Annotated in this window: 20 protein-coding genes; 7 read left to right on the top strand and 13 right to left on the bottom strand. The window is 69.9% G+C overall.

From position 1 onward, the window contains the following. Positions 1 to 7: 7 nt before the first annotated feature. The gene (locus DS837_RS32010) at positions 8 to 172 is read right to left on the bottom strand and encodes a hypothetical protein (protein WP_170295795.1); all 165 of its coding nucleotides are present in this window, start codon (positions 170 to 172) and stop codon (positions 8 to 10) included. 144 nt (positions 173 to 316) lie between these two features. Between DS837_RS32010 and DS837_RS09705 the strand changes: the two genes are divergently transcribed. The 3 genes from DS837_RS09705 (at position 317) to DS837_RS09715 (ending at position 4,034) form a co-directional block, all read left to right on the top strand. Further along, positions 317 to 1,201, top strand: coding sequence for a LysR substrate-binding domain-containing protein (locus DS837_RS09705; RefSeq protein ID WP_149164546.1), 885 nt, complete (start codon positions 317 to 319; stop codon positions 1,199 to 1,201). Between the two features lie 129 nt (positions 1,202 to 1,330). Continuing rightward, on the top strand, positions 1,331 to 2,290 hold the full coding sequence (locus DS837_RS09710; protein ID WP_149164547.1) for an SH3 domain-containing protein: 960 nt from the start codon (positions 1,331 to 1,333) through the stop codon (positions 2,288 to 2,290). Between the two features lie 157 nt (positions 2,291 to 2,447). Further along, on the top strand, positions 2,448 to 4,034 hold the full coding sequence (locus DS837_RS09715) for a DUF3369 domain-containing protein (protein ID WP_149164548.1): 1,587 nt from the start codon (positions 2,448 to 2,450) through the stop codon (positions 4,032 to 4,034). A 31-nt stretch (positions 4,035 to 4,065) separates the two neighbouring features. On the opposite strand, the gene DS837_RS09720 is transcribed toward DS837_RS09715, so the two are convergent. The 7 genes from DS837_RS09720 to DS837_RS09750 all read right to left on the bottom strand — a co-directional run bounded on the left by DS837_RS09720 (position 4,066) and on the right by DS837_RS09750 (position 11,308). Continuing rightward, on the bottom strand, positions 4,066 to 4,575 hold the full coding sequence (locus DS837_RS09720; RefSeq protein WP_247889840.1) for a response regulator: 510 nt from the start codon (positions 4,573 to 4,575) through the stop codon (positions 4,066 to 4,068). A 524-nt stretch (positions 4,576 to 5,099) separates the two neighbouring features. Continuing rightward, positions 5,100 to 7,496 (bottom strand): phenylalanine--tRNA ligase subunit beta, encoded by a 2,397-nt coding sequence (gene pheT, locus DS837_RS09725; RefSeq protein WP_149164549.1) that lies wholly within the window; start codon positions 7,494 to 7,496, stop codon positions 5,100 to 5,102. A 13-nt stretch (positions 7,497 to 7,509) separates the two neighbouring features. Further along, entirely contained in the window at positions 7,510 to 8,577 is a 1,068-nt protein-coding gene (gene pheS, locus DS837_RS09730; protein ID WP_014238728.1) for a phenylalanine--tRNA ligase subunit alpha, read from the bottom strand. Between the two features lie 122 nt (positions 8,578 to 8,699). Then, positions 8,700 to 9,071 (bottom strand): 50S ribosomal protein L20, encoded by a 372-nt coding sequence (gene rplT / locus DS837_RS09735; RefSeq protein WP_014238729.1) that lies wholly within the window; start codon positions 9,069 to 9,071, stop codon positions 8,700 to 8,702. 21 nt (positions 9,072 to 9,092) lie between these two features. After that, a complete protein-coding gene (gene rpmI / locus DS837_RS09740) occupies positions 9,093 to 9,293 on the bottom strand; it encodes a 50S ribosomal protein L35 (protein WP_149164550.1) in 201 nt (66 codons plus the stop codon). Positions 9,294 to 9,459: 166 nt separating this feature from the next. After that, positions 9,460 to 10,410 (bottom strand): prolyl aminopeptidase, encoded by a 951-nt coding sequence (gene pip, locus DS837_RS09745; protein WP_149164551.1) that lies wholly within the window; start codon positions 10,408 to 10,410, stop codon positions 9,460 to 9,462. Between the two features lie 70 nt (positions 10,411 to 10,480). Continuing rightward, the gene (locus tag DS837_RS09750; RefSeq protein ID WP_247889841.1) at positions 10,481 to 11,308 is read right to left on the bottom strand and encodes a thermonuclease family protein; all 828 of its coding nucleotides are present in this window, start codon (positions 11,306 to 11,308) and stop codon (positions 10,481 to 10,483) included. A gap of 204 nt (positions 11,309 to 11,512) precedes the next feature. On the opposite strand from DS837_RS09750, the gene DS837_RS09755 reads away from it, so the two are divergent. Together DS837_RS09755 and DS837_RS09760 are read left to right on the top strand one after the other, a co-directional pair. Continuing rightward, on the top strand, positions 11,513 to 13,081 hold the full coding sequence (locus DS837_RS09755; protein ID WP_247889842.1) for a M48 family metalloprotease: 1,569 nt from the start codon (positions 11,513 to 11,515) through the stop codon (positions 13,079 to 13,081). 187 nt (positions 13,082 to 13,268) lie between these two features. Then, positions 13,269 to 15,167: an adenylate/guanylate cyclase domain-containing protein gene (locus tag DS837_RS09760; protein WP_247889843.1), complete on the top strand. Its 1,899-nt coding sequence runs from the start codon at positions 13,269 to 13,271 to the stop codon at positions 15,165 to 15,167. A gap of 69 nt (positions 15,168 to 15,236) precedes the next feature. Here the strand turns inward: DS837_RS09760 and DS837_RS09765 are convergent, their stop codons facing one another. The 5 genes from DS837_RS09765 to DS837_RS09785 all read right to left on the bottom strand — a co-directional run bounded on the left by DS837_RS09765 (position 15,237) and on the right by DS837_RS09785 (position 19,648). Next, on the bottom strand, positions 15,237 to 16,139 hold the full coding sequence (locus DS837_RS09765; protein WP_149164554.1) for an RNA polymerase factor sigma-32: 903 nt from the start codon (positions 16,137 to 16,139) through the stop codon (positions 15,237 to 15,239). A gap of 273 nt (positions 16,140 to 16,412) precedes the next feature. After that, the gene (locus tag DS837_RS09770; RefSeq protein WP_149164555.1) at positions 16,413 to 17,228 is read right to left on the bottom strand and encodes a hypothetical protein; all 816 of its coding nucleotides are present in this window, start codon (positions 17,226 to 17,228) and stop codon (positions 16,413 to 16,415) included. A gap of 198 nt (positions 17,229 to 17,426) precedes the next feature. Further along, positions 17,427 to 17,927: a CarD family transcriptional regulator gene (locus DS837_RS09775; protein ID WP_014238739.1), complete on the bottom strand. Its 501-nt coding sequence runs from the start codon at positions 17,925 to 17,927 to the stop codon at positions 17,427 to 17,429. Between the two features lie 319 nt (positions 17,928 to 18,246). Next, complete coding sequence (gene fdxA / locus DS837_RS09780) at positions 18,247 to 18,579, bottom strand: ferredoxin FdxA (RefSeq protein WP_014238741.1); 333 nt, start codon at positions 18,577 to 18,579, stop codon at positions 18,247 to 18,249. A 145-nt stretch (positions 18,580 to 18,724) separates the two neighbouring features. Continuing rightward, a complete protein-coding gene (locus DS837_RS09785) occupies positions 18,725 to 19,648 on the bottom strand; it encodes a LysR family transcriptional regulator (protein WP_149164556.1) in 924 nt (307 codons plus the stop codon). A gap of 132 nt (positions 19,649 to 19,780) precedes the next feature. On the opposite strand from DS837_RS09785, the gene DS837_RS09790 reads away from it, so the two are divergent. Together DS837_RS09790 and DS837_RS09795 are read left to right on the top strand one after the other, a co-directional pair. Then, a complete protein-coding gene (locus DS837_RS09790; RefSeq protein WP_149164557.1) occupies positions 19,781 to 20,971 on the top strand; it encodes a YbfB/YjiJ family MFS transporter in 1,191 nt (396 codons plus the stop codon). A 9-nt stretch (positions 20,972 to 20,980) separates the two neighbouring features. Beyond that, positions 20,981 to 21,595, top strand: coding sequence for a DUF938 domain-containing protein (locus tag DS837_RS09795; protein WP_149164558.1), 615 nt, complete (start codon positions 20,981 to 20,983; stop codon positions 21,593 to 21,595). The last annotated feature ends 21 nt before the right edge of the window (positions 21,596 to 21,616 follow it).

A 21,616-nucleotide genomic window follows, 5' to 3' on the forward strand; every position in this document is an offset into this window, starting at 1 on the left:
TCCGCGCTCACACCACCAGGATCGTCAGCAGCAGCACCGGCAGAGCCGGCATCCGGGGCAGCCGGAAGCGCCACGGCGGCGGCACTGCCACCGCCACCGGGCGGCACTCCTTTTCGCGGTCCAGCCGCCCGGCCGCCAGCACCACCGTCGTCATCGCGTCGAACACGCCCATCGCTCCGTCCTCCCAAGATTGGAGGGCACCCTGCGCCCGCGTGGAAAATCTTGGAAACGAATAGGCTTTATGAGGATCATCACAGATCGTGATGGTCCTTTCGCGCGTTGAACCCGCGCGCCCCTTCTGCTTGAATGCGTGACCATGCCGGCCAACCTCGACACCGACCTTCTGCGCGCCTTCGTCGCCGTCGCCGACGCGCGCAGCTTCACCCGTGCCGGCGACACGCTGGGCCGCACCCAGGCCGCCGTCAGCCAGCAGGTCCGCCGGCTGGAGGAGGTGGTGGGCACCCGCGTCTTCCAGCGCGACACCAAGAGCGTCCACCTGACCCAGGAGGGCGAGCTTCTGCTGACCTACGCCCGGCGGATGCTGACCCTGAACGACGAGGTTCTGGCCCTGATGCGCCGGCCCGCCTCGGTCGCCAGCGTGCGCATCGGCACGCCGGACGATTACGCCACCATGCTGCTGCCCGGCGTGCTCGCCCGCTTCGCCGCCGCCTACCCCGACGTGCCGGTGGAGGTGATCTGCGACAACAGCCCCGATCTGGTGGCGGAGATCGACAAGGGCCGCTACGATCTCGCCTTGGTCACCCGTCACCCGGACAGCCGCAGCGGCGAGCTGGTCCGGCGGGAGCCGGTGGCCTGGGTCGCCCCGCCGCGCTCCATCGTCGTCGATTCCACCCCCATCGAGCGCGAGGACCCGCTGCCGCTGGCGCTGTTCCCCAAGGGCTGTGTGGTGCGCGACCTCGCCGTCGCGGCGCTGGAGGGCATCGGGCGCGGCTGGCGGGTCGCCTTCATCAGCAAGAGCGTGGTGGCGGTGCACGGCGCCGTGCTGGGCGGGCTGGGCGTCACCGCCATGGAGGAGTGCACCATCCCGCCCAGCCTGCGCCGGCTGACCGCGGCGGACGGCTTCCCCGACCTTCCGGACATCGACATCGCGCTGCATCGCGCGCCCGGCATGGCCGCCAAGCCGGTCCGCCTGCTGGCCGAGGCCATCCACGATCTGGTGGGCGAGGGACGTCTGGCCTGACGCCCAGCCTGACGCTTGGCCTGACGCTTGGCCCCGCTTCGTGACATCCGCCATGCCGGACGCGCGCCGGGTTGCCCCGGTGGGCCGGACCGATGCAGAATGGCCCCTCCTCCATGGGGGCAAACCGCCGTGCGCACGCGTTCCACCACCGCCTTCCGCGCCCTGGCGCTGCGGCTGATCCTGGCCACGGCGACGATGTGGTTCGCCCCGGACACCGCCTTGGCGCAAAGCCCCGTCGCCATCGGCGCGCCGCTGACCGGCGAGGTGGTGCTGAACCGCGACATCGAGGTGCGCATCGGCCCCAACGCCGACGCCCGGATCATCCAGACCCTGCCGCGCGGCAAGGCGCTGAACGCGCTGGGCACGCCGCGCGGCACCAGCTGGACGGAGGTCGCCATCGGCGGCCAGCCCATCGGCTATGTGCCCTCCGACTCGCTGGACCCGGCGCTGATGGTGTCGCGCTCGATCACCGCCGCCATGGGGGCCACCGCCGCCGGCGCCAACGCCGGCGGATCGCCCCCCTCGACCGGCAAGCCGCCGGTCATCCACCGCAGCGCCGCCGTGGTGCCGCGCAGCGCCTGGGAGATCGCCGCCCAGGTGCCGGCCCAGGGCTATGTCGTCGCGGCGGATGCCATCAAGGCGACGGAGATCCTCGACAACAAGAAGCGGCGCAGCTTCACCCTGCGCAAGGGCGACGTGGTCAGCCTGATCGACTCCGCGAACGGGCGGGTGACGCTGGGCATGCCCGGCCGGACTCGCGCGGTCGCCACGGCGGAGGGGCTGATCGGGGTGGTCGCCCCCTACCCGCTGCCCGGCATGCCGCCGATCGAGCCGGGGGCGCTGTTCGCCGCGCGGCTCGGCGAATATGTCAGCCACGCCGAGGGGCTGCGCGCCTGGCAGGAGTTCACCTACGGCCCAGGGACGGCCTACCGCGACCTGCCGCCGATGGTCTGGCCGGTCTTCCGCGGCGCCCGCACCACCTACCAGATGGGCGTCGGTCCCTTCACCCGGACCCAGGTGGACAATGTCTGCGGCGCGCTGGCCCAGCGCTCCATGGACTGCTGGGTGATCGAGCTGGAAACCTTCTGATCCCCACGCCGCTTTCCACCAAGCGGAACAGTCCCTGCGCTCAATGCAAATTATTGAGCTTTTTCGTCGAAAATGCATCGATCGTGGCGGTAGGCGGGCGCGGGCACGCCGTGTTAATCTTTCTTACCCCCTGCCCGCTCCGCCCCAGGCTTTGCCCATGACCGACTCCGACGACGAGTTCCTCTTTCTGGACGACCAGGACGGCGACGGCAACGGCGAAACCGGGTCGCCGGCCACCGGGAACCGGTGGAAGATGATGATCGTGGACGACGAGCCGGAGGTGCACTCCATCACCAAGCTCGTCCTGGCCGATTTCGCCTACAAGGGCCGCTCCGCCCAGTTCATCTCCGCCTATTCCGCCGCGGAGGCGCGGACGATCCTGGAGCGGGAGGAGGACATCGCCATCATCCTGCTGGACGTGGTGATGGAAACCGACGACGCCGGGCTGCAGCTCGTCCACCACATCCGGGAGGAGCTGAAGAACCGCCACGTCCGCATCATCCTGCGCACCGGCCAGCCCGGCCAGGCGCCGGAGCGCGCGGTGATCCTCGACTACGACATCAACGACTACAAGGCCAAGACGCAGCTCACCGCCCAGCAGCTGTTCACCACCACGGTCGCCGCCCTGCGGTCCTACGAGGACATCATGGCGATCGAGATGAATCGGCGCGGGCTGGAGAAGATCATCGAGGCGTCGTCGTCGCTGTTCCAGGCCCGCTCGATGAAGCTGTTCGCCGCCGGCGTGCTGACGCAGCTGTCAGGCATCCTCGGCGTCGGGCCGGACGCCATCCTGTGCGTGCAGCGCGGTCCGGTCATCAGCGGCGCGGCGGACGGGCTGTATGTCCTGGCCGGGTCCGGCCGGTTCGAGACGCTGATCGACGAGCCGGCGGCCAACCATGTGGAGCCCGCCGTGCTGGCGGAGGTGAAGCGCTGCCTGGAGTCGCACTGCAACCGCTACGCCGCCGATCATTGCACGCTCTACATCCGCACGCCGAACGACCGCGAGAACGTGGTCTATCTGAGTTCCGACCGGCCGCTGTCGGACCTCGACCGCAACCTGATCGAGGTGTTCTGCCGCAAGATCTCGGTCGGTTTCGACAATCTGCACCTCTACGAGCAGCTGCGGCGCAGCCAGGAGCACACGGTCATCGCCATGGCCGACCTGGCGGAACGCGCCGGTCATCCGAGCGCGGAGGCCGAAGCCGGCCCGCGCATCGCCATGGTGACCGACCGCATCGCCCGCCGGCTGGCCGAAGAGGGACGCCATCCCGCCATCCTCGATACGGTGTTCCTGGAGTCGGTCGGTCTGGCCGCCATCCTCCACGACGTCGGCAACGCCACGCTGGACCCCGCCATCCTCGGCAAGACCGGGCCGCTGACCCCGGAGGAACGGGCCGTCATGCAGGCCCACACCACCACGGGCTGGGACCTGCTGGACCGCGCCAGTCGGCGCTCCGACGGACGGACGCACCTGCATCTGGGGGCGGAGATCGCCCGGTCGCATCATGAGAATTGGGACGGAACCGGCTATCCCGACCGCCTGCAGGGCGACGCCATCCCTCTGAGCGCCCGCATCGTCGCGGTGGCCGACAGCTTCGACGCCATGACCCGCGACCGCCCCTACCGCAAGGCGCTGGGCCATGACGTGGCGGTGGCGGAGATCCGGCGCCTGTCCGGCAGCCGGTTCGATCCGGTGGTGGTCGACGCCTTCCTGGCGGTGTCCGGCAACCTGCGCCGGGAATGACTCCGGCGCTCGCCGGAAAGCGCAGAGGCGGTCAGGCGGCGCCGCTCATCAGCGCGTCCACCATGTCCTTCAGCGGACCGATCTGCACCGGCTTGTGCAGCAGCCGGCAGCCCAGGGCTTCGGCTTCGGCCTGACGCTCCGGCATCGTGTCGCCAGTCAGGATCAGGGCGGGCACTGGAGCGCCGACATGGGCGCGCACCATCTCCACCGCCTGGGCGCCCGTGCCCCCCGCCGGCAGGAAATGGTCGGCCAGGACCAGCCCCGGACGGCCGGGCGCCTGCGGCAGCCGCTGCGCCAGTTCGTTCAGCGACAGGGCGGTCAACACGTCGTATCCCCAGGCTTCGAGAAGCAGCGCCAGCCCTTCAACGATCGACCGGTCGTCGTCCACCACAATGACCAGCCGGCTGGCCTCGGCCGGCGCTCCTCCATCGTCATCCTCGCGGCGGAACGCGCCGCCGCCGTCCACCGGACCATTGCCGACATCCCCGGTCATGGCGAGGACGGAGGCGGTTTTGGCGTGGTCGTTCGTTAAGCTCACCATCGGATTCTTCACCAGGGCTGAGGGCGGCGGCGCCAGGGCACCCCGCACCGTTTCCAACATGACCGCTTCAAAAAAGAATGAAAAATATTAAAAAAATCGAAATATCAGCATGACGAATTTTTGGAATGTCTGCCATGTATCGCGGAAAGAAAACATTCCATTCCTGAAATTTATAGGCAGCGATGCACAGCATCGAGACAATACGAATGCATGATTTGCAAACTTATGTTCATTCGCTTTATCTGATGAACCAACTCTGTTCAACTCTGAAAAAGCGCATATGAGGCACGCCCGGGTGCCACGCCGAAACGTGTTCCAAACAACGGAACGCAGCATGTTCTGCGAATCCAGACGTGTCGCCTCCGGAACAATCCTTTGAACTGTCCGGATTGGAAGCCGTTCCATCCGGACATGGAAAAACAATGGGCCCCCGCCCTGCGACGGAGGCCCGAACTTTGTCCTACGAGATTGAATCCTTTTCCGGATCCGCAGCCTTTGGATGCGTTGGTTTAGGTGCGCAAACGTCAGCTGCGCAAACTGCCGCCCGTGGCCTTGGCGACCGCGGCGACGATCTTCTGGCCGATGGCCTCGATCTCCGGCTCGGTCAGGGTGCGTTCGGTCGGCTGAAGCGTGACGGAGAGGGCGACGGACTTCTTGCCCTCCTCGACGTTCGTGCCCTGATAGACGTCGAAGACGGTCACGTCCTTGACCAGCGCCTTGTCGGCGCCCTTGGCGGCGCGGATCAGCTTGTCGGCCTCCACGTCCTTGCCGACGACGAAGGCGAAGTCGCGCTCCAGCGGCTGGAAGGGCGAGAGCTGGACCAGCGGACGCCCCGTGCCGCCCTTCTTCTTGGGCAGCGGGATGGCGTCCAGGAACACCTCGAAGCCGACCACCGGCCCCTTGACGCCCAGCGTGTCCAGCACGGTCGGGTGGATCTCGCCGAAGCGGGCCATCACCGTCGGGCCGAGGCGCAGCACGCCGGAGCGGCCGGGATGGTACCAGCCCGGCGCGTCGGTGGTGACCTGCAGGTTGGTCACCGGCGCGCCGGCGGCCTCCAGCACGGCCATCGCGTCGGCCTTGGCGTCGTAGGCATCGACGCCGCGGGCCTTCTCCGCCCAGTGGCGCGGCACCGCGTTGCCGGCGCGGATGCCGGCGGCCACGAGGTCCTGCCCGTCCGGCGACGGCTTGCGGAAGGCCGGGCCGACCTCGAACAGGCCGACGTCGGCGTGGCCGCGGTCGGCGTTGCGCCCGGCGGCCTGGATCAGGTTGCCGAGGATCGACGGGCGCATCACGTCCAGGTCGGCGCTGATCGGGTTGACCAGCGTCAGCCCCTCGCCAACCCCGCCGAACAGCGCGGCCACCGGACTGGCCATGAAGGACCAGGTGACCGCCTCCGACAGGCCGCGGACGGCCAGCGTGCGCTTGGCCAGCCCGACGCGGCGCTGTTTGGTGGTCAGGGCCGGACGGGTCAGCACGCTGTCGCGCGGCAGCGGGGTCGCCGGGATGGCGTCGAAGCCATGGATGCGCAGCACCTCCTCCACCAGATCGGCCTCGCCGTGGATGTCGGCGCGCCAGGAGGGGGGAACGACGCGCAGGGTGCCGTCCACATCCTCGCCGACGATCTCGCAGCCGAGGTCGATGAGGATGCGGGTCTGCTCGTCGCGCGGCACGTCGACGCCGCCCAGGGCGGCGACGCGGCCCGGACGCAGCGTCAGGGTGCGGCGCCATTGCGGCTCCTCACCGGCGATCACCAGGTCGGAGGCCTCGCCGCCGCAGATCTCCAGGATCAGGCGGGTGGCCCGCTCCATCCCCGACACGACGGCCGCCGGATCGACGCCGCGCTCCAGCCGGTAGCGGGCGTCCGACTCGATGCCCAGCTTGCGGCCCGTCTGCGCCGTGCGCACGGTGTCGAAGATCGCCGCCTCCAGGAAGACGTTGACCGTCGTCTCGGTGCAGCCCGACGCCTCGCCGCCGATGATGCCGCCCAGCGCCTCGGCCCGCTCATGATCGGCGATGACCGTCATGCTCGGGTCGAGCGGGTATTCCTTGCCGTTCAGCGCCGGCAGCGTCTCGCCCTCGCGGGCCAGACGGACGACGATGCCGCCCTTGACCTTGTCGGCGTCGAAGGCGTGCAGCGGGCGCGACAGGTCGAAGGTGATGAAGTTGGTGATGTCCACCAGCGCCGAGATCGGGCGCAGGCCGATGGCCACCAGCTTGTCATGCAGCCACTTCGGCGACGGGCCGTTCTTCACGCCGCGGAAGTAGCGGCCGACATACATCGGGCAGGCGTCCGGCGCTTCGATGGTCACGCCGAACGGGCTGGCGAAGGCGCCCTTGACCGGCTCGGCAGCCAGCGGCTTCAGCCGGCCCAGACCGGCGGCGGCGAGGTCGCGGGCGATGCCGCGCACCCCGGCGCAGTCGGCGCGGTCCGGCGTCAGGCTGATGTCGATGACCGGGTCGCCCAGACCGGCATAGTCGGCGTAGGCGACGCCGACCGGCGCGTCCTCGGGCAGTTCGATGATGCCGTTGTGCTCCTCCGACAGCTTCAGCTCGCGCTCGGAACACATCATGCCGTTCGACTCGACGCCGCGGATGACGCCCTTCTTCAGCGTGATGTCGGAGCCGGGGATGTAGGCTCCCTCCGGCGCGAAGACGCCCTTCAGGCCGGCGCGCGCGTTGGGCGCGCCGCAGACGACCTGGAGCTTCTCGGTGCCGGTGTCGACGACCAGGACGCGCAGCTTGTCGGCGTCCGGGTGCTTCTCGGCGGAGACGACGTGGGCGACGCGGAAGGGCTTCAGCTCCTTGGAGCGGTCCTCCACCCCTTCGACCTCCAGGCCGAGGGCGGTCAGCGTCTCCACGATCTGGTCGAGCGTGGCGTCGGTCTCCAGATGGTCCTTCAGCCAGGACAGCGTGAACTTCATGGGTCCGGCTCCTTTAGCGCGTCAGGCCCTGGGCCATGCTGGGAACGTCGAGCGGCACGAAGCCGTAATGCTTCAGCCAGCGGAGGTCGGCTTCGAAGAAGGTGCGCAGGTCGGGGATGCCGTATTTCAGCATCGCCACGCGCTCGATCCCCATGCCGAAGGCGAAGCCCTGGTACTTGGTGCTGTCGATGCCGCAGGCTTCCAGCACGTTGGGGTGCACCATGCCGCAGCCCAGGATCTCCAGCCAGTCGCCGTAATTGCCGAGCTTCAGCTCGCCGCCCTTGCGGGAGCAGCCGATGTCCACCTCCGCCGACGGCTCGGTGAAGGGGAAGAAGCTGGGGCGGAAGCGCAGCGGCAGGTCGTCCACGTCGAAGAAGGCGCGGCAGAACTCGATCAGGCAGCCCTTGAGGTGGCCCATGTGGGTCGCCTCGTCGATGACCAGCCCCTCGATCTGGTGGAACATCGGGGTGTGGGTCATGTCGTAGTCGGACCGGTAGGTGCGGCCCGGCGCGATGATGCGGATCGGCGGCTTCTTGTTCAGCATGGTGCGGACCTGCACCGGGCTGGTGTGGGTCCGCAGCAGCATCTTCTTATCCCCGGCATCCGGCAGATAGAAGGTGTCGTGCATGTCGCGGGCGGGGTGGCCCGGCGGGAAGTTCAGGGCGGTGAAGTTGTGGAAGTCGTCCTCGACGTCCGGCCCCTCGGCGACGCTGAAGCCCATCTCGGCGAAGATCGCCACCATCTCATCGATGGTCTGGCTGATCGGGTGGATGCGCCCCTCGGTCTCCGGACGGACCGGCAGGGTGACGTCGATGCGCTCGGCCTGGAGGCGGGCCTCCAGATGGGCGCGGGCGAGGTCGGCCTTGCGGCCGTCGATGGCGGCGGCGATCTCGTCCTTCAGCGCGTTGAGCTGCTGGCCGCGCTCGCGCCGTTCGTCGGGCGACAGCCCGCCCAGCTCCTTCATGAAGCCGGTGATGCGCCCCTTCTTGCCGAGCGCGGTGACCCGCACCTCTTCGAGGGCCGCGAGGTCGCCAGCGGCGTTGACCTGCGACAGGAGTTCGTCTTTCAGCGCATCGAGCATGTCATTTCCCGCGAGCCATAAGGAAGTGCGAGCGTAAAGAAAAAGGGAGCCGGCCCAGAGGCACGGCTCCCTTCTTTCGTGTCCGGCGCCGGACCGGGGTTTCCGCTTGCGCGGCGAACCCTTTAGGCGGCGGCCTTGGAGGCGAGAGCGGCCTGGGCCTGATCGACGATGGCCTTGAAGGCCTCCGGCTCACGGGCGGCCAGATCCGACAGGACCTTGCGGTCGATCTCGATGCCGGCCAGCTTGATGCCGTTGATGAAGCGCGAGTAGGTCAGGCCGTACTGGCGGACACCGGCGTTGATGCGCTGGATCCACAGGCCGCGGAAATCGCGCTTCTTGTTGCGGCGATCGCGATACGCGTATTGAAGGGCCTTTTCGACCTTCTCGATCGCGATGCGGAAGTTCTTGGAGTTGCGACCCCGGTAGCCCTTGGCGAGCTTCAGGATCTTGCGATGACGGGCGTGCGTGGTGACGCCGCGCTTAACACGAGCCATGGTTCAGATTCCCTTACGATATCAAGCGTTGCGCAGCCAGTTCTTCAGCACGATCCTCTGGTCCGGTTCGGCCAGGGTCATCATGCCGCGCGCATTGCGCTTCATATTCGGGCTCTTCTGCTCCAGGCAGTGGCGCTTGAAGGCCGCCTGGGCGCGCACCTTACCGGTGGCGGTCACCTTGAAACGCTTCTTGGCGCCGCTCTTCGTCTTCAGCTTGGGCATTTTCGATCCTTGCGTTGGATGGTCCCGACTGGCGGTTGGGCATGCCCTGGGTCTCGGACCCGGCCTCGCCGCCCGTTGGAGCGCAGGGTTATACGCGCGGCCACGCCGCAACGCAAGGGGAAGCGAATGCGGGAGAGGTATGACGGGTCCGGCGCGCGCCCCTTCGCTACCGGTACTCTTTGAACCGCTCCGTCGCCTGGACCAGGGCGGCGCGGATGCCCGGCTCCATGGCGGAATGGCCGGCGTCGGGCACCACGCGGTAATCGGCCTCCGGCCAGGCGCGGCGCAGCTCGTCGGCGCTGGCGATCGGGCACACGATGTCGTAGCGGCCCTGGACGATCGCCCCCGGCAGATGCCGGATGCGGTGCACGTCGCGCAGCAGCCTGTCTTCCGGGGTGAAGCGGTTGGAGCGGAAGTAGTGCGCCTCGATGCGGGCGAGGCCCAGCGCGTGGGTGTCCTCCGCGCTCGTCGCGATCAGCTCCGGCGAGGGCAGCAGCGAGGAGCAGGAGCCCTCGTACAGGCTCCACACCCGCGCCGCCGCCATGCGGGTCGCCGCATCCGGCGCGTTGAGCCGCCGCCAATAGGCTTCCAGCAGGTCGCCGCGCTCCTCCGGCGGAATGTGGCCGGCGAAGGCCGCCCAGGCCTCCGGGAAAATCGTGCGCATGGAGTGGAGGAACCAGTTGATCTCCGTCTTCCGCATCAGGAAGATGCCGCGCAGGATCAGCCCCAGGCAGCGTTCCGGATGGGTCTGCCCGTAGGCCAGTGCCAGCGTCGATCCCCAGCTTCCGCCGAACAGCAGCCAGCGCTCGATTCCCAGATGGCGGCGCAGCCGTTCGGCGTCCTCCACCAGCAGCTCGGTCGTGTTGCGCCGGACCTCGCCCAGCGGGGTGGAGCGGCCCGCCCCGCGCTGGTCCATCACGACGATGCGGTAGTGGCCGGGATCGAAGAAACGCCGGTGCGTCGGCGAGGCGCCCGCCCCCGGCCCCCCATGCAGGAACAGCACCGGCACGCCGCGCGGGTTGCCCGACTGCTCCCAATAGAGCGTGTGGATCTCGTCCACGGGCAGGAAGCCGGTCTGGTAGGGGTCGATGGGCGGGAAAAGCTCGCTGCGGGGCATGAAGGAGGTCCTGTCAGTCCGGGCCGAATGGAAGCCAGTGTAGGGCGCCCGTCCGGCGTCCGCCACAGGCTCACTCCTCCTCGTCGTCGGAAAGCTCCGGCGGCGGAGCGGAAGGGCGCACCGTCGGACGGACGGGCGGGCCGGCCCCGTCCAGCCGCTCGCCGTCCAGCCGCTCGATCTGCTCGGGATGGGTCGCCTCGATCAGCGGACCGGCGCGCAAGCCAACCCAGCCGCGCACCCGGACAGCCCGCCCCTCGTAGGACAGCGGGTCGATGCCGGCGGCGACGAAGGCCGGGAAGGCGGCCCGCCCGATGTGAACCGTGACGTCGGTCTTCCAGTCCTCGCCGAAATCCAGATAGGCGTCGCCGCCCGCCTTGGTGACCCGCAGCACCCGCCCCTCGACGACCTGAAAGCTGTCGCGGTCCCGGCGCAGCGCGTCCGGGTCGGCGGGCCGCACGGCGTAGGCGCGGGTCCGCCAGATGCCGCGCTCGGCCGCCCGCGCGCCGGCCTCCGCCGCCAGCATCTCGCGGGCCAGGGCGCGGGCGTCGGGCCGGGTGTGGACGCGGGCGAGGCCGCGCGCCAGCAGCTCGCCCTGGAGCCACAGCCCGTCGCCGCGCGTCACCTGCGCCAGCAGGCGCCCGTGCCGGTCGGTCCGCGCTTCTCCCCGCACCGTCAGGCGCTGCCCGACGGCCAGCTCCGCCAGCGCCTGCCGCGCCGCCTCGGCCAGAGGCCATGGGGCGCCCGGCTCCGCCCCCATGGGCGGTGCTGCGGGCTCGATGCCGGCCAGACGCAGGCTGCGCCCGTCCTCCAGCAGCAGCGTGGCGCCGTCGGTCACCGCGGCGACGCGCAGCTCCGGCGGCCCGGCGGTGTTCGCCATCAGCAGCAGGGCGGACAGCATCAGCGAAGGAATGCGGCGCGGCATGGCGGGCGAAGGGATAGAGCCGTGGAACAGGCGAGCCGGACGGGGAGTTTGATCTCTGCGAGCCCCCTTCCGATATGACGACTCATGACGCCCGAACCGACGACCGAACGCAAGCCGTCTTCCCTGTTTCCGCGCGACAATCAGTGTTGCCGCCAAGCCCCTCTCCCGTCCCGGGAGAGGGTGGCGCCGAAGGCGCCGGGTGAGGGTCGCACGAGGATCAAGGGGCTGATTCTTGGCATTACCCTCACCCTTCCCGCGCTTCGCGCGGGCCCCTTCCCTCTCCCGGGGCGGGAGAGGGGGCATCATCAACATCAACGATCATCGTCCCCGCTGCGCCGGATCGCCGCCGCGGGGCTGGCCGTCCTGCTGCTCACCTCGGCCTGCGCCCCGGCCAGCGCCCAGCTCCTCGGCGGCAGCGAGGAGTCGATCGGCGCGCAGGAGCATCCCAAGATCCTCGCCCAGTATGGCGGGGCCTACCCCGACCAGCGGCTGCAGGCCTACATCACCAACATTGGCAATCGGCTGGCCGCCCAGACCGACCGCTCCGGCCCCTGGACCTTCACGGTTCTGGACAGCGACGTGGTCAACGCCTTCGCCCTGCCCGGCGGCTACGTCTACATCACCCGCGGCCTGCTGGCGCTCGCCAAGGACGAGGCGGAGGTGGCGAGCGTGCTGGGGCACGAGATCGGCCACGTCATCGCCCACCATGGCCGGGAGCGGCAGACCAACCAGACCATCGCCGGGCTGCTCGCCGCCGGCATCGGCCTCGTGCTGGGCAGCCCGGAGCTGGCGCAGATCGCCAACATCGGCGGCACCGCCCTGCTCGCCCGCTACTCGCGCGGCCAGGAGACGGAGGCCGACCGGCTGGGCATCGAGTATCTCCACCGCGCCGGCTACGACCCCTTCGCCATGGCGACCTTCCTGGAGACCATGCGCCGGGACACCCAGTATTCCGGCTTGCGCTCCGGCAAGGGTGCCGGGGAGGGCGGCTTCGACTTCTTCGCCACCCACCCGCAGACCGCGTCCCGCGTGGACGAGGCGGCGGCCCTCGCCCGCGAGCTGCCCCGCGGGGCGCGGCCCGTCGATCCCTACATGGCGGCGATGGACGGGGTGATCTACGGCGACAGCCCGGAGAACGGCTTCGTCCGCGGCCGCAGCTTCGCCCACCCGCAGCTTGGCATCGCCTTCGACGTGCCGCAGGGCTACAGCCTGCTCAACGGGGCGCAGCAGGTGATCGCCAAGGGGCCGAACGGCGGCGCCATCGTGTTCGACGGCGGCAAGGCGCCGGGCGCGAGCGACCCCGCCGCCTATCTGACCGGCAGCTGGGCGCAGGGGGCGCCGTTGCGGGACCTGCAATCCTTCACCGTCAACGGCATGCCGGCGGCCACCGCGCTGACCCAGGGCAAGACCGACGCCGGGGCTGTGGATGTGCGGCTGGTCGCCATCCGCGCCGACTCCGGCACGCTCTACCGCTTCACCTTCCTGGCCCCCGGCGGCGCGCTGTCGCGCTTCGACGCCGATTTCCGCCAGACCGCCACCAGCTTCCGTCGGTTGACCCGGCAGGAGGCCGCGTCCTACCAGCCCCGGCGCATCCGCGTGCAGACCGCCCGCCCCGGCGACAGCGTGGAGGGCTTCGTCCGCCAGATGCCGCGGGAGCCTTACGCGGAAGAGTTGTTCCGGATCATCAACGATCTGCCGCCGGGCACGCCGATCCAGCCCGGACGTCCGATGAAGATCATCACCGGCTGACGGCGCTCGGTTGATGGCGCCCGGTTGATGGCGCCCGGTTGAAGGCGGGGTGACCGTTGCGGGACGCGGCGCGATGGCCGATTGCCGATGGCCGCGTGCGTCCTGTAGGCTCCGCGCCATGGCTGACCACCCCACCAAACGGCGTTTTCCGCGAACCGGCTTGCGCGTCTCCGGGCTTAAGGAGGCCGTGCGCAAAAAGGGTGGTCCGCGCCGGACGCGCCCGCCCGCGCTGGGCCGCCCGCGCCTGCGCCTGCCCATCGCGGCGGTGCTGGTGGCGGGCTTCGGGTCGCTGATGCTGCTGGCGGTGGCGAGCGTGCTGGTGCTCGGCCTCGTCAGCGCCAGCCGGAACACCTTCACGCTGCTGAACGACCGCGCCGACCTCGCCCTGTCGGGGGTGGAGGTGCGCATCCGCAACCAGCTCAACCCCGCGCGGGACATGGGCCGTTTCGTGGCCGGACTGATGGAGCGGGGGGAGCTGGACCCCGCCGATTCCCGCTCGCTCCAGGACACGCTGCGCGGCGCGCTGGCCGGGGCGCCGGACGTGACGGGCATCGCCTTCTTCCACCCCGACCGCACCGGCCTGCGCGCCGACCGGCTGGGCAACCAGCTCCACATCGGGCGGGAGGATCTGCGCCACGAGCCGGAGCTGGGACCGGAGTTGCGCAACGGCGCCGACCGCACCACCGCCGTCTGGGCCGACCCGCTGTGGTCGAAGGAGGCGGGGACCAGCTTCGTCACCCTGTTCCAGCCGGTGCGGCGCAACGGCACCTATCTGGGGCAGGTGGTCGTCGGCGTGTCGCTGGGCGACCTGTCGCGCTTCCTGTCCACGCTCTATGTGGAGCAGGGGCTGAACGCCTTCGTCCTGTTCGACCGGCAGCATGTGCTGGCCCACCCGTCGCTGGCCGGCATGAAGTTCGATTTCTCCACCAAGACCGACGGCCCGCCCCTGCCGCGCATCGATCAGGTGGCCGACCCGGCGCTGGCGGCGCTCTGGCAGACCGGCCAGCCGGTGGACGCCTTGAAGAAGCGGGTGGAGGGCCGTATCGTCAGCGTGCTGGACGAGGATTACCTGTTCCTGATGCGCAGCATGGCCGGCTACGGCCAGCAGGACTGGACCATCGGCATCAGCTTCCGCGCGAACGAGGCCAGCGCGGAGGTCCGCCGCCTCTACACCACCGGCCTCGCCGGGCTGGGCATCCTGCTGATCTCAGTGGCGGTGGCCCTGATCGTCGGGCGGCGCATCAGCGCCCAGGTGGCCCGCTTGGCCGAAGCCGCCGACCGCGTCCGGACCTTCGAGTTCCGCGAGATCGCCGAGCTGCCCGATTCGCGCCTGCGCGAGCTGGCCCGCGCCAACAGCGCCTTCAACGCCATGATCGCCGGACTGCGCTGGTTCGAGACCTATGTACCGAAGGCGCTGGTGCTGCGGCTGATGCACCGCCGCGGCGGCCTGACCAGCTTCCAGTCGGAGGAGCGGGAGGTGACGGTGATGTTCACCGACATCCGCGGCTTCTCCCGCATGGCCGAGCATATGGGCGCCGCCGACACCGCCGCCCTGCTGAACGAGCATTTCACCCTGCTCGCCAACTGCATCGAGGCGGAGGGCGGCACGGTGGACAAGTTCATCGGCGACGCCATCATGGCCTTCTGGGGCGCGCCGGAGGAACAGCCGGACCACGCCGCCCGCGCGCTGCGCGCCGCCCATGCCATCACCCGCGCCGTGCGCGAGGGCAACCGCCGCCGCGCGGCGGAGGGGCTGCCGCCGATCCGCGTGCGCATCGGCCTGCATTCCGGACCGGTGGTGGTGGGCAACATCGGGTCGGAAAACCGCATCAACTACACGATCGTCGGCGACACCGTGAACGTCGCCGCCCGCATCGAAGAGCTTGCCTCCGCCCTGCAGGGGGACGAGGAGGTCATCGTCCTGTCCAGCGCCGCCACCGCCTTCCAGGGCGACGGCGCGGCGCCGCTGGATTGCGTCGGCGACCGCACGCTCCGCGGCCGCACCGGCACCACCGAGGTGTGGCGGGTCACTCTGGATGGGGATGGAGATGGTGCGGGGGCGGTTCGGGAGGAGGAGAAGGCGTAGCCGACCGCCCCCCTCCCCGGCCCTCCCCCGCCCAGCGGCGGAGGGCCGGGGAGGGGGCAAAGCCGTCCGCTACGCGTCCGCCAACAGGTCCCCGAACCCCTCGACCCGCTTCAGCATCGACTGGCGCAGCTTCAGCAGCGCGCGGTGTTCGAGCTGGCGCACGCGCTCCTTGCTCACCCCCAGCTCACGGCCCAGCTGCTCCAGGGTGGCGCCCTCCTCGCGCAGGCGGCGCTCCTGGATGATGGTGCGTTCGCGCGGGCTGAGTTCTCCCAACGCCTCGGCCAGCCATTGCGACCGGGTGTTGCTGTCGCGCATTCCGATCACCACGTCCTCCGGCGAGGGGCGCTGGTCGGCCAGGAAGTCCTGCCAGTCGTCGTCGGAACCGTCGGCGACCGGGGAGTTCAGCGACTGGTCGGAGGCGGACAGGCGCATCTCCATCGCCTCCACCTCGGTCACGTCGACCTGGAGTTCACCGGCGATCCACTCCCGCCCTTCCTTGGTCAGGCCGTTGCCGGGGCCGGTGCCGCCCTGGCTGAGGCTCTCGATGCGGGCGCGCAGGCGGCGGAGGTTGAAGAACAGCGACTTCTGCGCGGCGGTGGTGCCGGTGCGGACGATGGACCAGTTGCGCAGGATGTAATCCTGCATGGCCGAGCGGATCCACCAGGCCGCGTATGTGGAAAAGCGCACCTCGCGGTCCGGTTCGAACCGGCTGGCCGCCTGCATCAGCCCGACATTGCCCTCCTGCACCAGGTCGCCCATGGGCAGGCCGTAGTTGCGGAACCGCGCGGCGGTCGCCACCACCAGCCGGGTGTAGGCGCGGACCAGTTCGTGAAGGGCCCGTTCGTCACCGCCCTCGCGCCATTTGCGGGCCAGATCGAATTCGTGATCGCGCGTCAGCAGAGGCTCGCGCATGGAAGCCTTGATGAAACTCAGGTTCGCGCGCTGAGTCTCGGGATCGTCGATGTAGGCCATACGTCCCTTCCTTCCCGTCTGGGCGGCCGCGTTTCAGGCTGCTCGTGCCCTGTGCTGCGGAGTCCGAAGGGACAGGCCCCCTCAGGTCCAATGATCCGTCGGTTCGTCACGGCCAATTCGCCGTGGGGTGCCGACGGTTGGGACAACAGCCGTTCCCCTCGCCCTGTTGCACGTCATACGCAGCACAAGACGTTTCGGATCATCCGCACCGGAAGGGATTCGGTGGCGGAAGCCGAAGGGATGGGTAAGACGGTTAGGAAAAAGGGAGATGGGTCAGACCTGGAACAGGTCCAGGATCTCACCCGAAGGCGACAGGCATCCACAAACGAGATGCCCACCCAACCCGCAATTGCCGTCCAGGGTCGCCACGCGGTCGGTCACGGCCACGCCCTTGCGGGCCGGGTCGCAGCCCCGCACGACGCGGGCGAAACCCCCGTAAGGCCCTGACATCTGGGCGAAACCGGGCGCGCCCCACCAGAAGGCGTCGCCCTGGTGGTTCAGCGGGCGGCGGATGTCCACGCCGGCGCTGACCAGCAGCACGCCGCCCTCCCCCTGCTCGGGTCCGGTGCAGTAGGCGGCGCGGCGCAGGGTGTTGAACACATTTTCGTGACCGGGCTGCGCGTGCATCGCCTGACGCAGCCCCTGGGTCCAGCGACCGAGCGTCATGGTGCCGCCGCGGGCCGCCGCCATGCCCTGCTCCACCGTGCCGCCATAGGCGGCCAGCGTGGTCCCCGCCCCGTGGCGGGTCATCCAGTCGAGCACCTGCTGCGGATCGGGTGCGAACTGGAGCTGGAGCAGCTTGTGCCACATCTCCTCCTGCGCGCCGCGCAGATAGACGATGTCGCCGGCCTCCATGCCCCGCCAGCTCAGCAGCCAGGTGCGGAAGGCCAGCAGCGCGTCCACCGTCTCCAGCACCCGCTCGCCCCAGCCGACCATGTTGCCGAGATAGACGAGACGGTCGCCGGGCAGGAAGCGCGCCGCGATCACCTCGTGCACGGCGTGGAGATGGTCCGTCTGCGCGTGGATCGAGCCGACGGCCCAGATGCGCCGCGGGTTTCGGAGATCGATGAATTTCTGCGCTTCAGACATGCCGGAGACGCTCACCCCATCCAGCGGTCACGGACCGGCCCAGAACAGGCCGGGGGCGGGAGTGTAGGCGCCGCGCGGACCCGGCGAAAGACGAAAACTTAAGACAAAGGCGCGGCCAAAGCGCCGCGCCTTCATCGTCAACATCACACTCTCGAACCGGTTCCCGCCCCCGAAACGGGGAACGGGCTCGATCCGGAATCAGGCGGCCTTCTTCAGGACCAGCTCCAGCCGCTCGGTGGCCTTGGTCTCGTCGATCTTCTCGACGGCGGCCAGCTCGCGGGCCAGGCGCTCCAGGGCGGCCTGATAGATCTGGCGCTCGCTGTAGGACTGGTCGGACTGGTCGGCGCCGCGGTACAGGTCGCGCACGACCTCCGCGATGGCCACCGGGTCGCCCGAGTTGATCTTGGCCTCATACTCCTGAGCGCGGCGGCTCCACATCGTGCGGCGGACGCGCGAACGGCCCTGCAGCGTCTCCAGGGCGACCTTGATGCGGTCCTTCGTGCTGAGGCGGCGCAGCCCGGCGGCCTTGGCCTTCCCGACCGGAACCTTGAGCGTCATGCGCTCTTTTTCGAACGTGATCGCGTAGAGCTGAACATCCATGCCAGCGATGCTGTGGGTCTCGATTCCCTCGACCCGACCGACGCCATGGGCCGGGTAGACGACGAAGTCACCGGCCTCGAAGTCAAGCTTGTTCGACATTTGGGTTGGCTCTCACTTCTCGCGATCGCGCCATTTTGCCGCCCCGGTGGAGGGGGCGAAAAAGGCCCGGTGACAACGACACACCGTGGGGATGGGGTCCTCCACGCCGCGCACTGTTGCACTGAGCCCTTGGTCGATGGGAAATCCGGCAATGACGCTGAGGCCGGCTCCGGGCGCGTATTATAGCGATGTTACGGCCGGGTTACAAAGGCTACGCGCGGGCAGCCGTCCGGATTCTGACGTTGCCCGCCGATGGCCGACCTGTCGTTTTTGCATGGCGGCAAAAGCACGCCATGCGCAGCAATAGTCCCGACTCCGCTTAGCCGCCGGCCTTCGGAGAGAAGAACTTGTCGAACTTGCCGTCCACGCCCTTCATGGCGTCGGCGTCGGGCAGCGCGTCCTTCTTGCGGGTCAGGTTGGGCCACTGCGCCGCGTAGTCGCGGTTCAGCTCCATCCACTTCTCCGCGCGGCCGTCGGTGTCCGGCACGATGGCTTCGGCCGGGCATTCCGGCTCGCACACGCCGCAGTCGATGCACTCATCCGGGTGGATGACCAGCATGTTCTCGCCCTCGTAGAAACAGTCCACGGGGCAGACCTCGACGCAATCGGTGTACTTGCACTTGATGCAGTCTTCCGTCACGACGTAGGGCATGATTTGTTCTCCGCTGTTCTCGCCAGTTCCGGCGGTGTTCACGCGCCGGGGTTCGAGTCGCTTCGATGGACGCTTCGACTGACGTGCTCGCGCGTGGTCGCGGAAGGACAAAGGTTGAGGACCATGGCCCGACCGCGGCGCTTGCCTAGCACGCCGCCCGAGACGGGATCAACCCCGCCGGTTGTGTGGGCGCAAGCGACGCAGCCCCACCCTCCCCATTCCCCTCCGCGACCGCCTCCAGGAAGGTGCGCAGCGCCACCGTCTCCATGGAATCCACCCGCCGGACGAAACGGGTGGGCATGCGGGCCAGTTCCGGCGGCAGCGGGCGGGCGGTGAACAGGCCGCGCCAGGGCTCCCGCTCCACCACGACGCGGGGCAGGACGGTGACGCCCATGCCGGCGCCGACGCAGCCCAGAATGGCCTCCAGCGCCCCGAACTCCATCACCCGGTAGGGCACCCGCCCGGCTTCGCGCATCGCCGTCTCCGCGCGCGCGCGGTAGGCGCAGCCGCGCCGGAAGGCCAGCAGGGTGGTGCGCCCGGACTCGCTGGTGATGCCGCTGGCCGGTTCGACCAGCACCAGTTCCTCCTCGAAGACGGGCTGGCTGACCAGTTCGGGATGCTCCACCGCCCCGGAGACGAAGGCGCCGTCCATGCGCCCGGCCAGCACTTCCCCCAGCATGGTTTCGGTGGGGCCGGGGACGATGGTCAGATCGACGTCCGGATTCTCCGCGTGGAAGCGGGCAAGGATCGGCGGCAACCGCACGGCGGCGGTCGTCTCCATGGTGCCGATGGACAGCCGCCCGCCCCGCCCCGCCGCGTCGGCCACCGCGTCGCGCGCCTGGGCGACGAGGCGCAGCACGCGGTCGGCGTAGTCGGCCAGCACCCGCCCGGCCGGCGTCGGCGCCATGCCGCGGCTGAGCCGCAGGAACAGCGGCACGCCCAGATCCTCCTCCAGCCGCTTCAGCCGCGCCGTCACGTTGGACTGGACGCAGTTCAGCGTTTCCGCCGCCCGGCTGACGCTGCCGGTGTCCGCCACCGCCTTCACCACCCGCAGGCCCGCGAGGTCCATCGCCACACTCCCCGATCCGGACGTTTCCCATCACTCACAGTGAAGCATAGCATCGAAACAAATCATTAGAAATGAGGGTTCCGTCGCGCGAGGATGGGACACACGAAAAACACGAACCTGCGGGAGGGAATCATGGTCCGGGTGCTGATCGGCGGCGTGCTGGTGCTGGTCGTCTCGATGGGGGTGGGGCGCTTCGCCTTCACGCCGATCCTGCCGGCGATGCAGGCGGCCACCGGGCTGGGCACCGACGCCGCCGGGCTGCTCGCCTCGCTGAACTATCTCGGCTATTTCGTGGGGGCGCTGGGCGTCGGGCTGGTGCCGCACGGCGCGGCGCGCACCGCTGTCTTCCGCACCGCGCTGATCGCCAGCGTCACCTCCACCGCCGGCATGGGCTTCACCGAGGGCATGGCGGCCTGGGCCGTGCTGCGCTTCGTCTCCGGGCTGGCCAGCGCCGGCATGTTCATCCTGGGCATCGCCATGACGCTGGACGCGCTGGCCCGCGCCGGACGGGAATCCTGGACCGGCTGGCTCTACACCGGCGTCGGCCTCGGCATCGCGTCGAGCGGCCTGTTCGTCGCCGTGATGGGCGACCGGCTGGGCTGGCGCGGCGACTGGCTGTGGCTGGGGCTGGCCTGCCTGGGCTTCGGCACCCTGTCCTGGCTGTGGGTGACCGACCCGCCGCGCGACTCCCAGCACACCGCCGCCGGCCGATCCTCCGTCCGCATCTCCGCGCCGCCCTCCGGCCCGATGATCCTGCTGACGCTGGCCTATTTCCTGGAGGGGGCCGGCTACATCGTCACCGGCACCTTCCTGGTCGCCATCCTGAAGACGATGCCGGAGACGGCGCCGCTCGGCGCCGCGGCCTGGATGGTCACCGGTCTGGCCGCCATGCCGTCCGGCATCCTCTGGGCGGCGGCGGGGCGGCGGCTCGGCCTCTGGCGGGCGCTGATCCTCGCCCACGCCGTGCAGGCCGTGGGCATCCTGCTGCCCATCACCGGGTCCCCGGTGGCGGCCGTGCTGTCGGCGGTGCTGTTCGGCGGGACCTTCGTCGGCATCGTCACCCTGTCCTTCACGCTGGGGCGACAGTTGTCGGGCGGAGCGTCGGCCCGCATCATCGGCGCGCTGACCGCCGTCTACGGGCTGGGGCAGATCATCGGGCCGGTGCCGGCGGGGATGGTGGTGGCGCGCACCGGCAGCTTCGATTCCGCCCTGCTGGGGGCCGCCGCCGCGGTGCTGGCCGGCGCGCTCCTCCTCGCCGCCGGGGCCTGGATGGCCGGGCGTCCCGGCCGCGCGACGGTTGCCCTGGACACCGGGCGCGGGTAGCCTTCCACCATGTTCGATCCGCTGCACCCCGAGGAGTTCCGCCGCCACGCCCCCGCGACGGAACGCAACCGCGCCCCCATTCTGGAGGTGCTGCGCCGCGTTCTGCCGCCGCGAGGTCTGGTGCTGGAGGTCGCGAGCGGCACCGGCCAGCACGCCGCCGCCTTCGCCGAGGCGCTGCCCGGCGTGACGTGGCAGCCGAGCGACCCCGACCCGGACCTGCGGGACAGCGTCCGCGCCTGGGCCGCCGCGGCGACGCTGCCCAACCTGCGCGCCCCGCTGGACCTCGACGCCGCCGCGCCCGACTGGCCGCTCCGAGGCGCCGACGCGGTGGTCTGCATCAACATGATCCACATCGCCCCGTGGGAAGCGGCGCTCGGCCTGTTCGCCGGGGCCGCCCGCCTTCTGCCCACGGGTGGGCCGCTGCTGCTCTACGGCCCCTTCACGCGCGGCGGGCGGCACAGCGCGCCCAGCAACGCCGCCTTCGACGCCGACCTGAAGGCCCGCGACCCCGCCTGGGGCGTGCGCGACCTCGACGCGGTGGAAAGCGCCGCTGCCGGCTTCGCCCTCGCCGAGGTGGTGGCGATGCCCGCCAACAACCTGACCGTCGTCCTGCGCCGCCGCTGAGTCCTTAATCCGGACCACCCC

Source organism: Azospirillum brasilense (genome assembly GCF_008365405.1).
GTDB lineage: Bacteria > Pseudomonadota > Alphaproteobacteria > Azospirillales > Azospirillaceae > Azospirillum > Azospirillum brasilense_D.